General features: G+C 38.0%; 16 protein-coding genes. 11 read left to right on the top strand and 5 right to left on the bottom strand.

Annotation, left to right across the window (positions count from 1 at the left end; all coding sequences use genetic code 11):
- Positions 1–24 precede the first annotated feature (24 nt).
- Entirely contained in the window at positions 25–744 is a 720-nt protein-coding gene (locus ACVWXS_RS10810) for a DUF6904 family protein (protein WP_456958192.1), read from the bottom strand.
- A gap of 22 nt (positions 745–766) precedes the next feature.
- On the bottom strand, positions 767–1,468 hold the full coding sequence (gene rluF / locus ACVWXS_RS10805) for a 23S rRNA pseudouridine(2604) synthase RluF (RefSeq protein ID WP_368637282.1): 702 nt from the start codon (positions 1,466–1,468) through the stop codon (positions 767–769).
- 240 nt (positions 1,469–1,708) lie between these two features.
- Here rluF and adh point away from each other — a divergent pair, with 240 nt between their 5' ends.
- The 5 genes from adh (at position 1,709) to ACVWXS_RS10780 (ending at position 7,034) form a co-directional block, all read left to right on the top strand.
- Positions 1,709–3,229 carry an aldehyde dehydrogenase gene (adh, locus tag ACVWXS_RS10800; RefSeq protein WP_456958189.1) on the top strand — a complete coding sequence of 507 codons (1,521 nt, stop codon included), beginning with the start codon at positions 1,709–1,711 and terminating at the stop codon, positions 3,227–3,229.
- Between the two features lie 21 nt (positions 3,230–3,250).
- Positions 3,251–3,610 (top strand): DUF779 domain-containing protein, encoded by a 360-nt coding sequence (locus tag ACVWXS_RS10795; protein WP_427496973.1) that lies wholly within the window; start codon positions 3,251–3,253, stop codon positions 3,608–3,610.
- Between the two features lie 438 nt (positions 3,611–4,048).
- Positions 4,049–5,017 carry a DUF4003 family protein gene (locus tag ACVWXS_RS10790; protein WP_456958187.1) on the top strand — a complete coding sequence of 323 codons (969 nt, stop codon included), beginning with the start codon at positions 4,049–4,051 and terminating at the stop codon, positions 5,015–5,017.
- Between the two features lie 41 nt (positions 5,018–5,058).
- Positions 5,059–6,486 (top strand): aldehyde dehydrogenase family protein, encoded by a 1,428-nt coding sequence (locus ACVWXS_RS10785; RefSeq protein WP_368637285.1) that lies wholly within the window; start codon positions 5,059–5,061, stop codon positions 6,484–6,486.
- Between the two features lie 68 nt (positions 6,487–6,554).
- On the top strand, positions 6,555–7,034 hold the full coding sequence (locus ACVWXS_RS10780; RefSeq protein WP_068985721.1) for an acyl-CoA thioesterase: 480 nt from the start codon (positions 6,555–6,557) through the stop codon (positions 7,032–7,034).
- 48 nt (positions 7,035–7,082) lie between these two features.
- Here the strand turns inward: ACVWXS_RS10780 and ACVWXS_RS10775 are convergent, their stop codons facing one another.
- Positions 7,083–8,393: a protoglobin domain-containing protein gene (locus ACVWXS_RS10775; protein WP_368637286.1), complete on the bottom strand. Its 1,311-nt coding sequence runs from the start codon at positions 8,391–8,393 to the stop codon at positions 7,083–7,085.
- 498 nt (positions 8,394–8,891) lie between these two features.
- On the opposite strand from ACVWXS_RS10775, the gene ACVWXS_RS10770 reads away from it, so the two are divergent.
- A complete protein-coding gene (locus ACVWXS_RS10770; RefSeq protein ID WP_368637287.1) occupies positions 8,892–9,110 on the top strand; it encodes a hypothetical protein in 219 nt (72 codons plus the stop codon).
- An 85-nt stretch (positions 9,111–9,195) separates the two neighbouring features.
- Here the strand turns inward: ACVWXS_RS10770 and corA are convergent, their stop codons facing one another.
- Both corA and ACVWXS_RS10760 read right to left on the bottom strand, forming a co-directional pair.
- Complete coding sequence (gene corA / locus ACVWXS_RS10765; protein ID WP_368637288.1) at positions 9,196–10,155, bottom strand: magnesium/cobalt transporter CorA; 960 nt, start codon at positions 10,153–10,155, stop codon at positions 9,196–9,198.
- A 51-nt stretch (positions 10,156–10,206) separates the two neighbouring features.
- The gene (locus ACVWXS_RS10760; protein ID WP_368637289.1) at positions 10,207–10,890 is read right to left on the bottom strand and encodes a class I SAM-dependent methyltransferase; all 684 of its coding nucleotides are present in this window, start codon (positions 10,888–10,890) and stop codon (positions 10,207–10,209) included.
- A gap of 117 nt (positions 10,891–11,007) precedes the next feature.
- On the opposite strand from ACVWXS_RS10760, the gene ACVWXS_RS10755 reads away from it, so the two are divergent.
- The 5 genes from ACVWXS_RS10755 to ACVWXS_RS10735 all read left to right on the top strand — a co-directional run bounded on the left by ACVWXS_RS10755 (position 11,008) and on the right by ACVWXS_RS10735 (position 16,089).
- The gene (locus tag ACVWXS_RS10755) at positions 11,008–11,313 is read left to right on the top strand and encodes a DUF4870 domain-containing protein (RefSeq protein WP_368637290.1); all 306 of its coding nucleotides are present in this window, start codon (positions 11,008–11,010) and stop codon (positions 11,311–11,313) included.
- Between the two features lie 203 nt (positions 11,314–11,516).
- Positions 11,517–11,987, top strand: coding sequence for a CtsR family transcriptional regulator (locus ACVWXS_RS10750; protein ID WP_374964511.1), 471 nt, complete (start codon positions 11,517–11,519; stop codon positions 11,985–11,987).
- A 13-nt stretch (positions 11,988–12,000) separates the two neighbouring features.
- A complete protein-coding gene (locus tag ACVWXS_RS10745; RefSeq protein WP_456958240.1) occupies positions 12,001–12,549 on the top strand; it encodes a UvrB/UvrC motif-containing protein in 549 nt (182 codons plus the stop codon).
- Positions 12,546–13,655 (top strand): protein arginine kinase, encoded by a 1,110-nt coding sequence (locus ACVWXS_RS10740; protein WP_456958183.1) that lies wholly within the window; start codon positions 12,546–12,548, stop codon positions 13,653–13,655. The genes ACVWXS_RS10745 and ACVWXS_RS10740 overlap by 4 nt, the downstream gene beginning before the upstream one ends.
- Positions 13,645–16,089 carry an ATP-dependent Clp protease ATP-binding subunit gene (locus ACVWXS_RS10735; RefSeq protein WP_402987037.1) on the top strand — a complete coding sequence of 815 codons (2,445 nt, stop codon included), beginning with the start codon at positions 13,645–13,647 and terminating at the stop codon, positions 16,087–16,089. Before ACVWXS_RS10740 ends, ACVWXS_RS10735 begins: the two co-directional genes overlap by 11 nt.
- Positions 16,090–16,111: the final 22 nt, after the last annotated feature.

The raw sequence follows: 16,111 nt of genomic DNA, 5'->3' as shown, positions 1-16,111 counted from the left end.
ATTAGTTGAGACGGCGCTTCCTATTTACCACAAAATAGTTTCAGGATATTTAGCTGTAATTTCAATTTCATGCAACGCTTTTTTAGTAGTAATCGCAGCTTTCATGAGCTGTAATTTTAGCGCTACATATTCATCATCTTCTAACATTAATCGGAGAGCAAATGACGCTAAATGAGCTTTGCGTGCATCTAAATCTAGTTGAATATACTCTAGATTCAATATATCAACATACTGTGTCGCATAACGGAATGTTAACGGACTTTTAGTATGCAGCATTCTTATAAATACTAAATATTCTTCCTCCTTAAGCTCCTGCTCTAGACATTCAGCAACTGCTGATTGGAATTTACGAACTGCAGCAATGTCCATATTCCAATCAGAGGAATCAATAAGCTCCTGATGTAGTCGAATGAAATCATTTAATGCGATAGCAGTAAAAATCAGCTCTGGCCATAGAACCTCTGTTGCGAAATAAACATTTTTGTTTGGAAAAATTAGTCCATGCTGTGTCAGTACACTTTTATTAAGTCCATTACTGACAAACTCAAGCTGATGCTCCCCCTTGGTAGCTAGGCGTAGATTATAGCAGACACTAAGGATGCGAAAGCGTGCCCCTTGATAATCATAATACTTATTTTCATCCCCAGTTATTTTGTAAATGGCATTAATCAGCTCATCTAAATCCCAGAAATCCCCACTAAATCGCGCCCCTGTTAACTGCTCAGTACTTTGAATTGACAGCATAGTCTCATCCCCTTAAATTGCTTTATTTTGGTGTGTATTTAAGTAGTCTGAATAGTTCTGTTCGTTCTTTTTCTGTTAAATCGCGCCACTGTCCAACCTTTAAATTTCCAAGTTTAATATTCATAATACGAATACGTTGTAGACGTTTAACGGAGTAGCCAAGTGCCGAACACATACGACGTATTTGACGATTTAAGCCCTGCTCTAAAATGATTTTAAAGACTTTATCAGATATTTTTTCAACATAACAAGGTAAAGTTGTAGTATCTAAAATATCTACACCAGCCCCCATTTTTCTAATAAATTGCTCCGTAATAGGTTGATCAACTTGTACGATATACTCTTTTTCGTGATGGTTTTCCGCACGTAAAATTTTATTGACGATATCACCGTCATTCGTCAGTAATAATAGCCCCTCTGATTCTTTGTCGAGTCGTCCAATATGAAAAATACGTAGAGGGTGATTGACAAAATCAACAACATTTCCTTTTATATGACGTTCAGTTGTACTTGTAATTCCTACTGGTTTGTTCAAGGCAATATATACGAGCTGTTCTTCTTTTTTTACCTCTTTTCCATCAACGCAAACCATATCACCAGCCTCAACTTGACTGCCGACTGTAGCAAGTTCACCATTAATCGTTACTTTACCTTCTGCTATCCATTTATCTGCGCCGCGACGAGATACGATGCCTGTTTCACTCAAATATTTATTAATTCGCATACTGTTCTCCTATACATTTATATTATTTTAAGTATACATTATCGTTGATCACACCGTGAATCCTAGAGGCTTTTCTAGCAAAAATAAATTGTCGAAAGAATTTTTAAAAAAGTTGAAATTATTTTTTGTTTCTGACAATATATTAGGTAAGAGAGCTTCTATGAAAATATTGTTATTTCGATAAAAATATCGATTTTTGTAGATATATTCTCATTATTTTGTGTAAAGGGGAGAAGTAAAATGGTTTATGCATTTCCAAACACTGAAGGATCGGTAGTTCAATTCAAAGAGAAATATGATAATTTTATCGGCGGAGAATGGACATCCCCAGTGAAAGGTCAATACTTTGATAATGTTACTCCTGTTACTGGGCAAGTTTTTACACAAGTAGCTCGTTCTACTGCTGAGGATATTGAACTTGCAATTGATGCAGCACATGCCGCAAAAGATGCATGGGGAACAACATCCGCAACAGAGCGTGCAAACATTTTACTTAAAATCGCGGACCGCATTGAACAAAACTTAGAAAAGCTAGCTGTTGCCGAAACATGGGATAACGGTAAAGCGGTACGTGAGACATTAAATGCAGATATCCCTCTTGCCATTGATCATTTCCGTTATTTCGCAGGGGCTTTACGTGCACAAGAAGGCGCAGTAAGCCAAATCGATAATGATACAGTTGCTTATCACTTCCATGAGCCGATTGGGGTAGTAGGTCAAATTATTCCTTGGAACTTCCCGTTATTAATGGCTGTTTGGAAGCTAGCGCCTGCACTTGCAGCTGGAAACTGTGTAGTATTAAAGCCTGCAGAGCAAACACCAATTTCGATTATGATGCTCGTTGAATTAATAGAAGATTTATTGCCAGCGGGTGTACTGAACGTTGTCAACGGCTTTGGCTTAGAGGCAGGGAAGCCACTAGCGTCGAATCCACGCATCGGTAAGATTGCCTTTACTGGTGAAACTACGACAGGTCGCTTAATTATGCAATATGCTTCGCAAAACCTTATTCCAGTTACATTAGAATTGGGCGGTAAATCACCAAATATTTTCTTCGAAGATATTATGGATGAAGATGATGCCTTTTTAGATAAAGCAGTTGAGGGCTTTGTATTATTCGCATTAAACCAAGGTGAAGTATGTACATGTCCTTCTCGTGCATTAATTCAAGAATCCATTTACGATAAATTTATGGAGCGCGTCCTACAACGTGTTGAAGCGATTAAAGTTGGAAATCCGCTTGATCCGAATACGATGATGGGAGCACAGGCTTCAAGTGAGCAAATGGAAAAAATTCTTTCTTACTTAGATATTGGTAAGCAAGAAGGTGCAGAATGTCTAATTGGGGGAGAGAAAAATAATGTAGGATCTGGTTTTGAAAATGGTTACTACGTTAAGCCAACTGTCTTCAAAGGGCATAATAAAATGCGTATTTTCCAAGAAGAGATTTTCGGACCAGTTGTTGCTGTAACAACATTTAAAACAAAAGAGGAAGCATTAGAAATTGCGAATGACACATTATATGGTTTAGGTGCAGGTGTATGGACACGCGATATGAATACAGCATACCGCTTCGGTCGAGGTATTCAAGCAGGTCGTGTTTGGACAAACTGCTACCATGCTTATCCTGCACATGCAGCGTTCGGTGGCTATAAAATGTCGGGTGTCGGCCGTGAAAACCATAAAATGATGCTATCGCATTATCAGCAAACGAAAAACTTATTAGTTAGCTATAGCGAAAACAAACTTGGTTTCTTCTAATTAATAGGGAGGTGCATGAGCGTGGTCGAGCGTGTTTTAGCAACAGCAGAAGCGCTAGCACTAATCGAATTATTGAAAGAAAAGCATGGACCCGTTATGTTTCATCAATCAGGTGGATGCTGTGACGGTTCCTCACCAATGTGTTACCCTGAAGGCGACTTACTATTAGGCGATCAAGATGTTTGCCTTGGGGAAATTGGTGGTACTCCTTTCTATATGCATAAAAATCAATACGATTATTGGAAGCATACACAAATAATCTTGGACGTAGTTGATGGCAGGGGCGGTATGTTCTCGCTTGAAGGCGTTGAAGGTAAACGATTTTTAACAAGATCAAGAGCCTTTTCAACAGAGGAGTTAAGGGAATTGGGGTTAATTTAACAGCGTCATTATATTGAAAATTGAAAACAGCGGCAAAACGACAACGTTTAGTCGCTGTTTTTCTATGTTATTTTTTCTGAAACAGTTTATGTAAGGCTATATTATTTGGAGAGTTACGTAATATCAAAAATAATCGTAATCGATCTTGTAAGGTTTCCTTGAATAAGGACTTTCTACTGGTTATGGTTATTTCAATCAACATCAGTTCCTCCACTCATTTTTAATTATGTTCATTAAACCATATAAAATCGAGCTACATACATTAAATTAGGCTTACTTTTTGTGTTAATTGTTACAAAACTGAGGCTCATCATCTTGCCATGTATAGAAGTTAATTGGAGTGTAGGCTGGGCGACTCCTTGGGGATAGTGATGTGCCAAAAGTGATGAATCCTTTTAACGTTATATTACGTAAATATGGAAAAGGAGTGTGTTGAATATGGAATTTACTATGATTGAAAACCAATTTACACAAACTGTGGAGGATGTAGCGAAGGCTGTCGGATGGACCGTTGATCGTAAAATTGTACTAGCAATTGCAAGCAAATATGTGGCGTCAGGAAAAACCTTTGATTCCGTTAAATATAAAGAAGTATTACAAGAAATGAAAGAGCAATCTTCATGGGCTTCTCCGTTAAGAACAGCAGTAAGGTATAGTATTGCTGCAAATTTGATGGAGCAAGAGGATACGGGACAAGCGGTAAAAAATCTACTGTCAAACGTAAGCATATTGAAGGAAGCGAAATTTAGAGGCGGCAATTTTATTTTTATTGGTGCACAGTTTTTAACTGAGGTGGAAAGTGAGAAACGTGCACATGCACAGGCAGCACGTGCATTATATGAAGAGATCCGTAAGCATCATCGATTTTTAACGGCTAACGACGATATACCCTATACGGTATTGTTAAGTGACGCATCTGATGATGTGGTTCTTCGTGCTGAAACAATGAATCGTTATTATAAAGAATTGCGTACATATAATTTTAATGCGGGGAACGAACTACAATGGCTATCACAAATATTGACGTTCTTATCTCCTCAATATGATAGTAAGTTAGTGCCAAATGTGGTGACAATCCGTGACACATTAAAAAAACAGGATGTAAAGGTCAAAACGATGCACTATCCATTACTCGGATTTTTAGCAATTCTTGAAGTGAATAGTGCACACCTTCAACAAATTGTGGATTTATACCATGAATTGAAGAGTATGAAACTATTGAAATGGCATCGTGAATTCGTGTTATTTATGGCCATACAAATTGCTATGTATGATATGGCTAAGGTACAACAATCTTTATCAATGACAATTATGTCATCTATTCAATTAATAATCCAAGCACAACAAACAGCAATGTTAGCAGCAGTTTCTGCAGCAGCTGCAGCTTCTAGTTCAAGTTCTTCGTGATAAAATAAAGATGAACATGATTTTGGAGGTGCATTTGAAGGATGAAAGAAACGAAGCTTTGGATAAACGGTCAGTGGAAGAACGCAAAGGAAACATATGAGCTGAAGTCACCCTATAGTGGTGAGGTTATTGCAAAGGTAGCTAAGGCGTCAATTTCTGATGTTGAGCAAGCAATAGAAGGTGCACAGGAGGCATTCCAAACGTTTAAAAAGACAACAGCCTACGAACGCGCCGAAATTTTATATAAAGTGGTCGACATAATGCGACAACGTAAAGAGGAATTAGCTGAGATTTTGGCCTTAGAGGCAGGTAAGCCAATATCTGCAGGCTTAACCGAAATAGAACGCACAATAGCAACTTATCAATTTGCTGCAGAAGGTGCTAAGCAAGCAATGGGTGAGACGGTGCCTATGGATGCCGCACCTGGGGCAGGGGACCGTATTGGCTGGACAAAACGAGAACCTTTAGGTGTGATTTCCGCCATTACGCCATTCAATTTTCCATTTAATTTAGTAGCACATAAATTAGGTCCTGCCTTTGCAGTTGGTAATACAGTTGTGTTAAAGCCAGCGACACAAACACCATTAAGTTCTATTGTCATGGCGGAAATTTTTCAGCAAGCGGGTCTACCTGAAGGTGCGCTACAGATTGTTACCGGTAGCGGTGGTGAGCTTAGCGATACACTCGTGACACATCCATACGTGAAAAAGGTGACATTCACGGGTAGTGGCAAAGTCGGTTTGGGCATTAAGGAAAAGATCGGTTTACGTAAAATAACATTAGAGCTTGGTTCCAATGCGGCAGTAATTGTTGAACCGTCGACACCAATTGATAAAATTATTCAGCGTTGTGTCGGAGGTGCCTTTAATTTTGCAGGCCAGGTTTGTATTTCATTACAACGTATTTACGTCCATGCATCGATTATCGATGAGTTCACAAAAGCATTTGTGGCAGAAACTGAAAAGCTTGTAGTAGGTGACCCGCTCGATAAAAATACAGATGTTAGTGCGATGATTAATGCTGGTGAAGTTGAACGTATTCGTCAATGGATTGAGGAAGCAAAGGCGCAAGGTGCGATAGTTGCAACAGGAGGAACGTTCACTGAGCGTACATTAACACCAACTGTTATGACGAATGTGACAGCGAATATGAAAGTAGTTTGTCAAGAAACATTCGCACCAATCGTCTCAATTGTTTCATATGAAACATTAGACGACGCTATTCGACTAGTGAATGAGTCGGAACTTGGCTTAAATGCAGGGATTTATACGAATGTATTGCCAGATGCGTTACGTGCAGCGGATGAATTACAAGTAGGCGCTGTTATTATAAACGATATTCCAACATTCAGAGTTGATAATATGCCATATGGCGGCGTAAAAATGAGTGGTTACGGTCGTGAAGGCATTAAGTGGGCTATTGAGGAAATGACGGATATGAAGTTTATTACGATGAAAAAATCATTCTAAATTTGCATCAACTCTTTATCTGCGATACGATGACGAAAGAACATACATGAAGGGAAGTTATAAGATTTATGACAAACAACGCTGTACCCATGAGCATGTCACGTACGGTTCAAACGCGTCTCGTATTACCGCCAGATACAAATAATCACAATTCCATTTTCGGTGGAAGAGTGTTAGCTTATATTGATGAAATTGCTGCAATCACAGCAATGAAGCATGCGAAAGGGCTTGTAGTCACAGCCTCTATTGATTCTGTTGATTTTTTGTCAGCAGCACATGTAGGGGATATTTTAGAAATTGAAAGTATTGTTTCGTCAACTGGACGTTCTTCAATGGAAGTCTATGTTCGAGTAATTTCACGAAACATTGGAACGGGTGAGGAAAAATTAACAACGGAATCCTTTGTAACGATGGTTGCAATAGATGATGAAGGGAAACCTAAGCCAGTTCCAGCAATTTATCCTGAAACAGATGCAGAAAAGCGTCTGTTTGAAACGGGACCAGCACGACGAGAGCATCGGAAACAAAAACGTGCATTGCCGCATTAAATGAAAAGGGAAATTGACGTATACTGTCAGTTTCCCTTTTTTACGGTTTTACAAATTTAGCTCATTTACAACATTGATAAGCGAGTCGGAAGAGGAAGAGACAAGCGTAGCCCCTTGTGACAGCTCAGTTATTAAATTGGAGATGGCTGAAATATCTCTGGATGTATTTACATATTGCTGTTGAATTCCAGAAACAGCATCGGCGATATCATTAAATGATTTAGATAAACTGTTTTGTGTATCTACACTATGTTGAATTTTTTGGTCAACGTTAATAACGGAATTCGACATTGTTGTAATATTACTTTCTGTTTCTTTAATGAGATGGGAAACATTTTGTACAGCATTTTTTGTTTCCTCAGCAAGCTTACGGACTTCTTCAGCAACAACAGCAAAGCCCTTCCCATGCTCACCAGCACGAGCTGCCTCAATAGAAGCATTTAGTGCTAATAAATTTGTTTGATCTGCAATGCCAGTTACAAGTCCAACAATTTCTGAAATCTTCTGAGAGGACGTACGTAGCTGGTTCATTGTTACCTCAAGACCGTTCACACTTTGTAAAATAACTTGTATTAAGTCATTCTGCTCTTGCAGCTGTTGTTGTCCCCTTTTAGATTTTTCCTGCGTATCAGCAACGAAGCTTAACCCTTGCTTAGTAGCTACTGCAATGTCATCTGTTTGAGAGGAGATGACTAGTAACGAAGCTGCTGTCTCCTCACTAATTGAGTTTAGCTCCTCAGCAGTTTTTTGAATGGTAGTAACAAGAGAGATCTTTGTTTCAGTAGCTTCGGTACGAATACGGTCTTCTTCTTTTTCATACGCCTCTATAACAAGCTGTTGCTCGAAGTTAATAATTTTGCAGAATGCATTAATGGCACGAATTGTATCATTCTTAGAAATATCTAACTCATTTACAAAGTTTGTAAAAGTTGAAGTTAATGACTGGAATGAAGCGATATACCACTTTGACTGTAGACCAATGCGAACATGGGTCTCGGCAATTGCCTTCCGTTCGTGAATATAAGAGTCATTAATATTGCATTCGAAGATATCACTTAAATGCTTATGTAAAGTAACTTTTAAACGGTCAATATGTGAAGTTCTATTAATAATATTTATTAAATCCGGACTTAAACTAATGGCTGCATAAAATTGATCTACCATTTTAGGGATTAGATCTTTAGCTAAAGGTTGTAGTTGTTTAATAATGGCTAAATCCTCAGTCGTTAAATCTAATAATTGCAATTGTTTTTGTAATCTAGGGTGATTAGAAACATCTAAATGCACATTGTTCTGAAATGCCTCAGGTGTTAACGTTATTGAGTAGCTAGAAATGCTGTTTTTTGTAAACCAACTCATTGTTGTTTGCTCCATTCTTTAATAAATGCAAAATAAATAGATCAAATAAAGACTCTTTGTAAATTGTAAAGTTTGTAATGTACTAAAGATAATGTATTTAATCATTCTACTATTTTTTGTTGGTTTTTTGGTTAAAATTTTCGTTTATTTCTAAAAATTTTTTATAATAATGACAGACGATTGTCGATTAAACGTCATGAAATGGACTTTTTTATCTTCATTCAGCGAAGAACCCCACGTCCTGTGGCAATAACTGAGGGGCCAACATCATGTTGCTGTCGCTACGTTAGCACTACGCTTTCGTACAAAAAACATCTGTTGGTCCAAAGCCTTCGGAAGCATTGTTTATCTATGTGAAAGCGAAGCGACAGCTACAATTACGCCAAGGCGAAATTGATCAAGAAGCAAATTGAATTCTAAATAGGAAACCTGTAAAATACGAACTGTTTAGCTTTATAAAAATAGTGCGTGAAAAAAAGACTTAAGGAGGGGGATTATATGGAGAAAAAACGTTTTAAATTTGTTATTCCAGTCATGGTAATTGTGGCAATTGGTTCAGTTTATATGTTAAGAAAATACTATGCTGAAGTACCAAATTTAGATCAATTACTAATTACAATTTGTGCAACATTATTTTCAGGGGTACTCGCATACTTTTTATTTCCACAGCAGGGTGAAGATAAAATTGATGATCGTAGGCCGTCCAAGCAAAAATAAGGTTATTAGCAAGAATCTGCTCCTTTTTCAGTGTGAAAACTGAAAAAGGAGCAGATTCTTTGCGTTTACGTAGCCTGTGAAAAGCCTAAGGTTTAAATAAGTTGAACCAGCCCTTAATTTTAAAAACTACGAGCATAGATATTGCAACTAAAATCATCAAAGCAAGCACAATGAAGTAGCTATATTTACCATGAAGTTCAGGCATATTATCAAAGTTCATCCCGTAAACACCAGCAATAAATGTTAACGGAATAAAAATTGTCGATACAATAGTTAATGTCATCATAATGCCATTCATACGGCTAGAGCTCATCGCCATATAGCTATCACGCATATCAGCTGTAAGTTCTCGATTGGATTCTACCATTTCTGTAAGCTTTAGCAGATGATCGTAAATATCGCCAAAGTAAGCTCGCTCAGACTTCTTTAGTGAAAAGCGATAAGAATTAAGTATCCGATATAATAAATCACGCATCGGTAAAATCGTGCGACGCAAATGAAGCAAATCACTGCGGAATTCGAACACAATTTGCATGGCATTGGGGTTACTTTGATAGGTAAGCTCGTCTTCAAGTACATTTAAATGATCCTCGATTTTATAGACAAGTGGAAAATAGCTATCAACGATTTTATCGATTACCTGATACGTTAAATATACTGTGCCTCGTTCCCAATACTTTGGCTGTTTTTCTAGCATCTTTTGTACTCGATCTATTTCAGGTGCTTCGTTTTTATGGAATGTAACAATAAATTTATTAGAAACAAAAATATTTACTTCCTCAGCTATTAATTCTTCGTTAACCCTTTGAATAACAAAGAAATGGAAATCATCATAAAAATCGAGCTTTGGCCGCTGTAAACGCATTAAGCAATCTTCTATAGCAAGTGGATGGAAATGGAAGAATGTATCTAACAGTAGTTCTTCCTCATCGGTCGGACAATTAAAATCCACCCAGTACCATTCAAATTCGTTATTGTGTATATCCTCAAGTGGAAAGTCCTTTATAAGCTGTTGGTTTTTTGTAATTCCAATTGTACGTATCACAGCATTCACCTCACTTCTGTTGACTCTATCCTAACAGGCGCGCCCTAAATTTTATTCGCCCTCTTTATAGCATATCCAACCGCCAAATAAAGTAGTGGCAAAGAATCTAGATGGTTTTGTAAAGCCTGCCTGCTGTAATAGTGATAAAATGTCCTCTTCACGCATAAATGAAAGAGAACGTATGGATTTCTCCATTTCTGCTACCTCTGATGGTGATAGCTTTGTATGCTGTAGCCAATAAGCACGCCACAAATCAAATTGTAACTCCGTTTCTAAAGAACCTAGTTGCCCGTATTTTGAGACGAGCACAAAAGGTGCACCAGGCTTTAAATTATTTGCTATCTCCTTCAATGTTGCAAGTTTTTCTTGATAATCATCGATAAAATGAAGCACTAAAATACAGCTAGCTGCATCAAATTTTACTGAAGGCAGTAAAGAATCAAGTATCGTGCCTTGATGTAAAGACATATTATTAGGTAGAGGCTTTAAACGTTCTTCAGCAATTTGTAGCATTGCTTCAGAAGGATCTATGCCAACAAATGACCAATGAGGTCTTTTCTCAGCGAACTGTAAAATTTCATTGCCGCTTCCTGAGCCAACTATTAAAAAATCAGCTTGCTCGGGTAATGTAGAGTGATAAAAAGTATGTGTTAAACGTAGCATCGCATCATAGCTAGGTAGCGTACGACGAATGCCTTTTTCATATTCGTTTGCAAGTGTATTATTAAATTCCATCGTGTATCACATTCCTTTCAAAAATTTTTATTTATCAATTTAAATTGAAACTATCTAGGGTATAAATCCGTAAGTATAGTACATAAAAAATAAAATAATAAGGAAGGGTTGTTATAAATGGAAACAAAATGGTCTAAGGTAATCATACACGCAAGTTCGTTTTTCGCGCCATGGGTAGTACCCATAATATTTTTCTTAATTAGTTCTGATGAAGAAATAAAAACAATTTCCATTCAGGCATTGCTGTTCCAAATTATTATGTGGGCTTTAATTGCAATTTCAGGTATTCTAAGCTTTTTATTAATTGGTATACCGTTCTTAATTATTTTCGGTATTATGTTATTCGTCGTCCCAATTATCGGTATTGTGAAGGCTTTATCTGATGAGCCTTGGCGTTATCCAATTGTCGGTCGCTGGGTATAATTTTTATAGACGCAAGTATATGCTAGTGGCATATGCTTGCGTTTTTTTCATTGATGATAAGGGTAGAGTATAGGTATGAGCAGACGCTTTCAATATTTCAGTGTGCGAAATAATTGCAATTATTTTTAAGCGTTTTGTATAATATACTCAAAGAAAGTCAAAGATAGTCAAAGTCAGTGAAGTAAGCGAGGTGTATTCCTAAAATGCGTAATATATCAGACATCATAGAAGGCTACTTAAAGCAAGTACTTGAATTAGGTGGAGAAGGGCATATTGAAATAAAACGTAGTGAAATCGCAGATAAATTTCAGTGCGTACCCTCACAAATAAATTATGTAATTAATACAAGATTTACAGCCGAACGAGGTTACCTTGTTGAAAGCAAACGTGGTGGTGGTGGATACATTCGAATTTTACGTGTCCGCGCGAATTCACAAATTGATCTAATAGATGATGTCCTCAGGCAAATAGAATGTGGGGCATCGCAAACAATGGCAGAAGATTTAGTTTTTCGACTAATTGATGAGCAGGTAATTTCAAAGCGAGAAGCGAAATTAATGTTAGCGGCGATTGATCGCTCAACCATAGATTTACAGCTTCCTTTACGAGATCATATTCGAGCAAAAATATTAAGGGCGATGCTAACGACGATTAAATATGAACAGCAAAAATAGAGAGGTGATGGAAATGATTTGCGAACATTGTAAACAACGTAATGCAACAGTTACCGTAACACAAGTTCAAAGTGGTCAAAAGGTGGAGCATCATTATTGTGACGTCTGCGCCTCTCAGTTCCATCCATTTCACGCTGAATTTAAACAAGAGCCAGTATCTATTCAACAGCTATTATCCAATTGGTTTGGCTCTCCTTCATGGCAGCAACAAAAAGCAGATGAAAAACAGCAGGCGCAGCCACAACCTCAAACCTGTCCACAATGTGGATTTACGTATAAACAGTTTTTAAAAGAAGGTAAATTTGGATGCCCTAGTTGCTATGACACCTTTAGCGAACACTTACCGAAGCTCTTTAACCGTATACAGGCAGGTCCTCAACATATAGGGAAAATGCCTGGTGCCAGAAGCAATGTTTATGTTATCAAAAAGCAAATTGAAGATATTCGTAAACGTATGAAAGTTGCTGTAGATGAAGAACAATTTGAAGAGGCAGCCAAGCTTCGTGATGAAGCCAAGGAACTTGAGAAGCAGCTACAATTTGAAGGTGGTGATGTGTCGTGATGATTGAATCGTTTTTAGAACGTGCAACACCAACATGGATGGGTGTTGAAGACGATTATTCAGATATTGTTATTAGTACACGCATCCGCCTTGCACGAAATTTAGATGGTTATCGCTTTCCATTAGCCTTTACAGAGAATGAGGCATTACAGGTGGAGCAGGCAGCTACACATGCAATAAAGGATAGTACGAAACTTCAAGAAAATTACTCTTATTTTGCGATTAAGGATTTAACACCTTTACAACGTCAAATACTTGTAGAAAAACATTTAATTAGTCCTCAGCTTGCAAAAAAAGAGCTAGTGGGCTCGATACTTTTATCTGATGATGAATCAACTAGCATTATGGTGAACGAAGAAGATCATTTACGCATTCAATGTATGACGGCCAGTTTTCAACTTCAAAAAGCATATGAACAGGCCAATAAAATTGATCGTATCTTAGAGAAAGCTTTACCTTTTGCATTTCGAGATACATTTGGTTATTTAACAAGTTGTCCCACAAATATTGGTACTGGTTTGCGAGCATCTGTCATGATGCATCTGCCAGCACTTACACTGACAGGTCAGATGAATCAAATCATTAATGCGATGACGCGTTTAGGCATGACAGTGAGGGGAATATATGGAGAAGGTAGTGAAAATTTAGGTAATGTTTACCAAGTATCAAATCAGATTACACTAGGAAAAACAGAAGATGATATTTTAGCGGACATTCAGAGTGTCGCTGAAAAAATAATTCAAAAAGAACGACATGCAAGAGGTAAGTTAATGGAAAAAGCAGAGCTTGCTTTAGAAGACCGTGTATATCGTGCTTTAGGTACCTTAACACACGCTCGAATTTTAACGAGTGAGGAAGCAGCTACCTGCCTATCAAATGTTCGTTTAGGGGTTGATTTACAGCTAATTGAAGGTATTAAAGCAATGACTTTAAACGAATGTGTTGTCAGTATGCAACCTGGTTTTTTACAGAATTATGCAGGGGATGTTTTGCCACCTGCTGAGCGAGATCGCGTACGAGCCGAAATGCTTCGTGAGGCATTATTTCGAGAAAATATGAGTAAGCCTATTATTGGGGGAAAAGGAGAGGATTCATTTGATGTTTAATCGTTTTACACAACGCGCGCAAAAAGTATTACAGCTTGCACAAGAAGAGGCTATTCGTTGGAAACACGAATCAATTGGAACAGAGCATATTCTATTAGGGCTTATCCGTGAAGGTGGTGGTATTGCTGCAAAAGCATTAGAAGCCATTGATATTAGTCCTCAAATGATTGAAGCAGGTATTGAAGAGCTTGTAGGGAAAGGTAAGGAAGATGTTGGTCCAATTGTCCACTACACACCTCGAGCTAAAAAAGTAATAGAACTATCAGTCGATGAATCACGTAAATTAGGTCATTCCTATATCGGAACAGAGCATTTACTATTAGCGCTTATTCGTGAAGGTGAAGGGATAGCGGCCCGTGTATTAAACAATGCCGGTGTCGGATTAAATAAAGCTCGTCAACAAGTGCTATTGTTATTAGGTAATAACGATAATGCTCAATCTGGTCAACAAGCTGCACAGGCTGCAAATACACCAACATTAGATAGCCTTGCGCGTGATTTAACGCAAATTGCTCGCGAAGGCACTTTAGATCCAGTCATTGGTCGAAGCAAGGAAATTACTCGTGTTATCGAGGTATTGTCTCGCCGTACAAAAAATAACCCTGTATTAATCGGTGAGCCTGGTGTCGGTAAAACGGCTATTGCTGAAGGTTTAGCACAGCAAATTATTAATAATGAAGTGCCAGAAATTCTCCGTGATAAACGTGTTATGACACTTGATATGGGGACAGTTGTTGCTGGAACAAAATATCGTGGTGAATTTGAAGATCGCTTGAAAAAAGTAATGGATGAAATTCGCCAAGCAGGCAATGTGATTTTATTTATCGATGAATTGCATACGTTAATCGGTGCAGGTGGTGCAGAAGGTGCCATTGATGCCTCAAATATTTTAAAACCATCTTTAGCTCGTGGTGAGCTCCAATGTATCGGTGCGACAACACTAGATGAGTATCGTAAGTATATTGAAAAGGATGCGGCATTAGAGCGTCGTTTCCAACCGATTCAAGTTGATGAGCCAACTGTAGAAGAAGCCATTCTAATTATTCAAGGCTTACGTGATCGTTATGAAGCACATCACCGTGTGAAAATTACAGATGAAGCAATTGAAGCGGCAGCAAAAATGAGTGACCGATATATTTCTGATCGTTTCTTACCAGATAAGGCCATTGACTTAATCGATGAAGCGGGTTCTAAAGTACGTTTACGTTCATTCGCAGTGCCACCAAACTTAAAGGCACTTGAAGATAAACTTGAAAATGTACGCTCTGAAAAGAATGCAGCTGTCTCAGGTCAAGAATTTGAAAAGGCAGCGTCATTAAGAGATACAGAGCAAAAGCTAAAAGATGAAATCGAAACTACGAGAAAAAATTGGAAAGAAGAACAAGGGAAAGCCGAATCCAAAGTTACAGTGGATGACGTAGCAGAGGTTGTGTCTATGTGGACTGGAATTCCAGTATCTAAAATTGCTTCTGAAGAATCTTCTAAGTTATTACAGCTTGAAGAAGAGTTACACAAACGCGTTGTAGGTCAAGGAGAAGCGGTAGAAGCAATCTCTCGTGCTATTCGCCGTGCAAGAGCAGGCTTAAAAGATCCGAAACGACCAATTGGTTCATTCATTTTCTTAGGTCCTACTGGGGTTGGTAAAACAGAGCTTGCAAGAGCATTAGCTGAAGTGATGTTTGGCGATGAGGACGCAATGATTCGTGTTGACATGTCTGAGTACATGGAGAAACATTCGACTTCACGTTTAGTTGGTTCACCTCCGGGTTATGTAGGTTTTGATGATGGTGGTCAGCTAACAGAAAAGGTCCGTCGTAAACCATATTCTGTAGTTTTACTAGATGAAATTGAGAAAGCTCATCCAGATGTTTTCAATATCTTACTTCAAGTACTTGAAGATGGCCGTTTAACAGATTCTAAAGGCCGTGTGGTAGATTTCCGCAACACAGTTGTTATTATGACATCAAACGTTGGTGCGGATGCTTTAAAATATCAGAAAAACCTTGGTTTCAATGTAGGTGGTACTGACACGAAGTATAAAGATATGAAGGGTACAATGTTGGAGGAATTGAAAAAAGCATTCCGCCCAGAATTCTTAAACCGTATCGATGAAATGATCGTCTTCCACTCACTAGAAAAAGTACACTTAAAAGAAATCGTATCAATGATGGCGAATTCTTTAACAAAACGTCTGAAAGAACAAGATATTTCGTTAGAGTTAACGGATGCAGCATTAGAGAAAATTGCTGAGGAAGGCTATGATCCTCAATATGGTGCCCGTCCACTACGCCGAGCATTACAAAAACAAGTAGAAGACCGTCTATCGGAAGAGCTACTTAAAGGCAATGTAGAGAAGGGTAATCAAGTGGTCATTGATTATGTGAATGATGAGTTTGTTGTAAAGAAAAAAGAAGAAGTTTCTACTTCTAAATAATCTTCATCAGTGGGGGCTTCTT

This window comes from Lysinibacillus sp. TE18511 (assembly GCF_054062295.1).
This window is presented reverse-complemented; position numbering and strand designations above follow the sequence as displayed.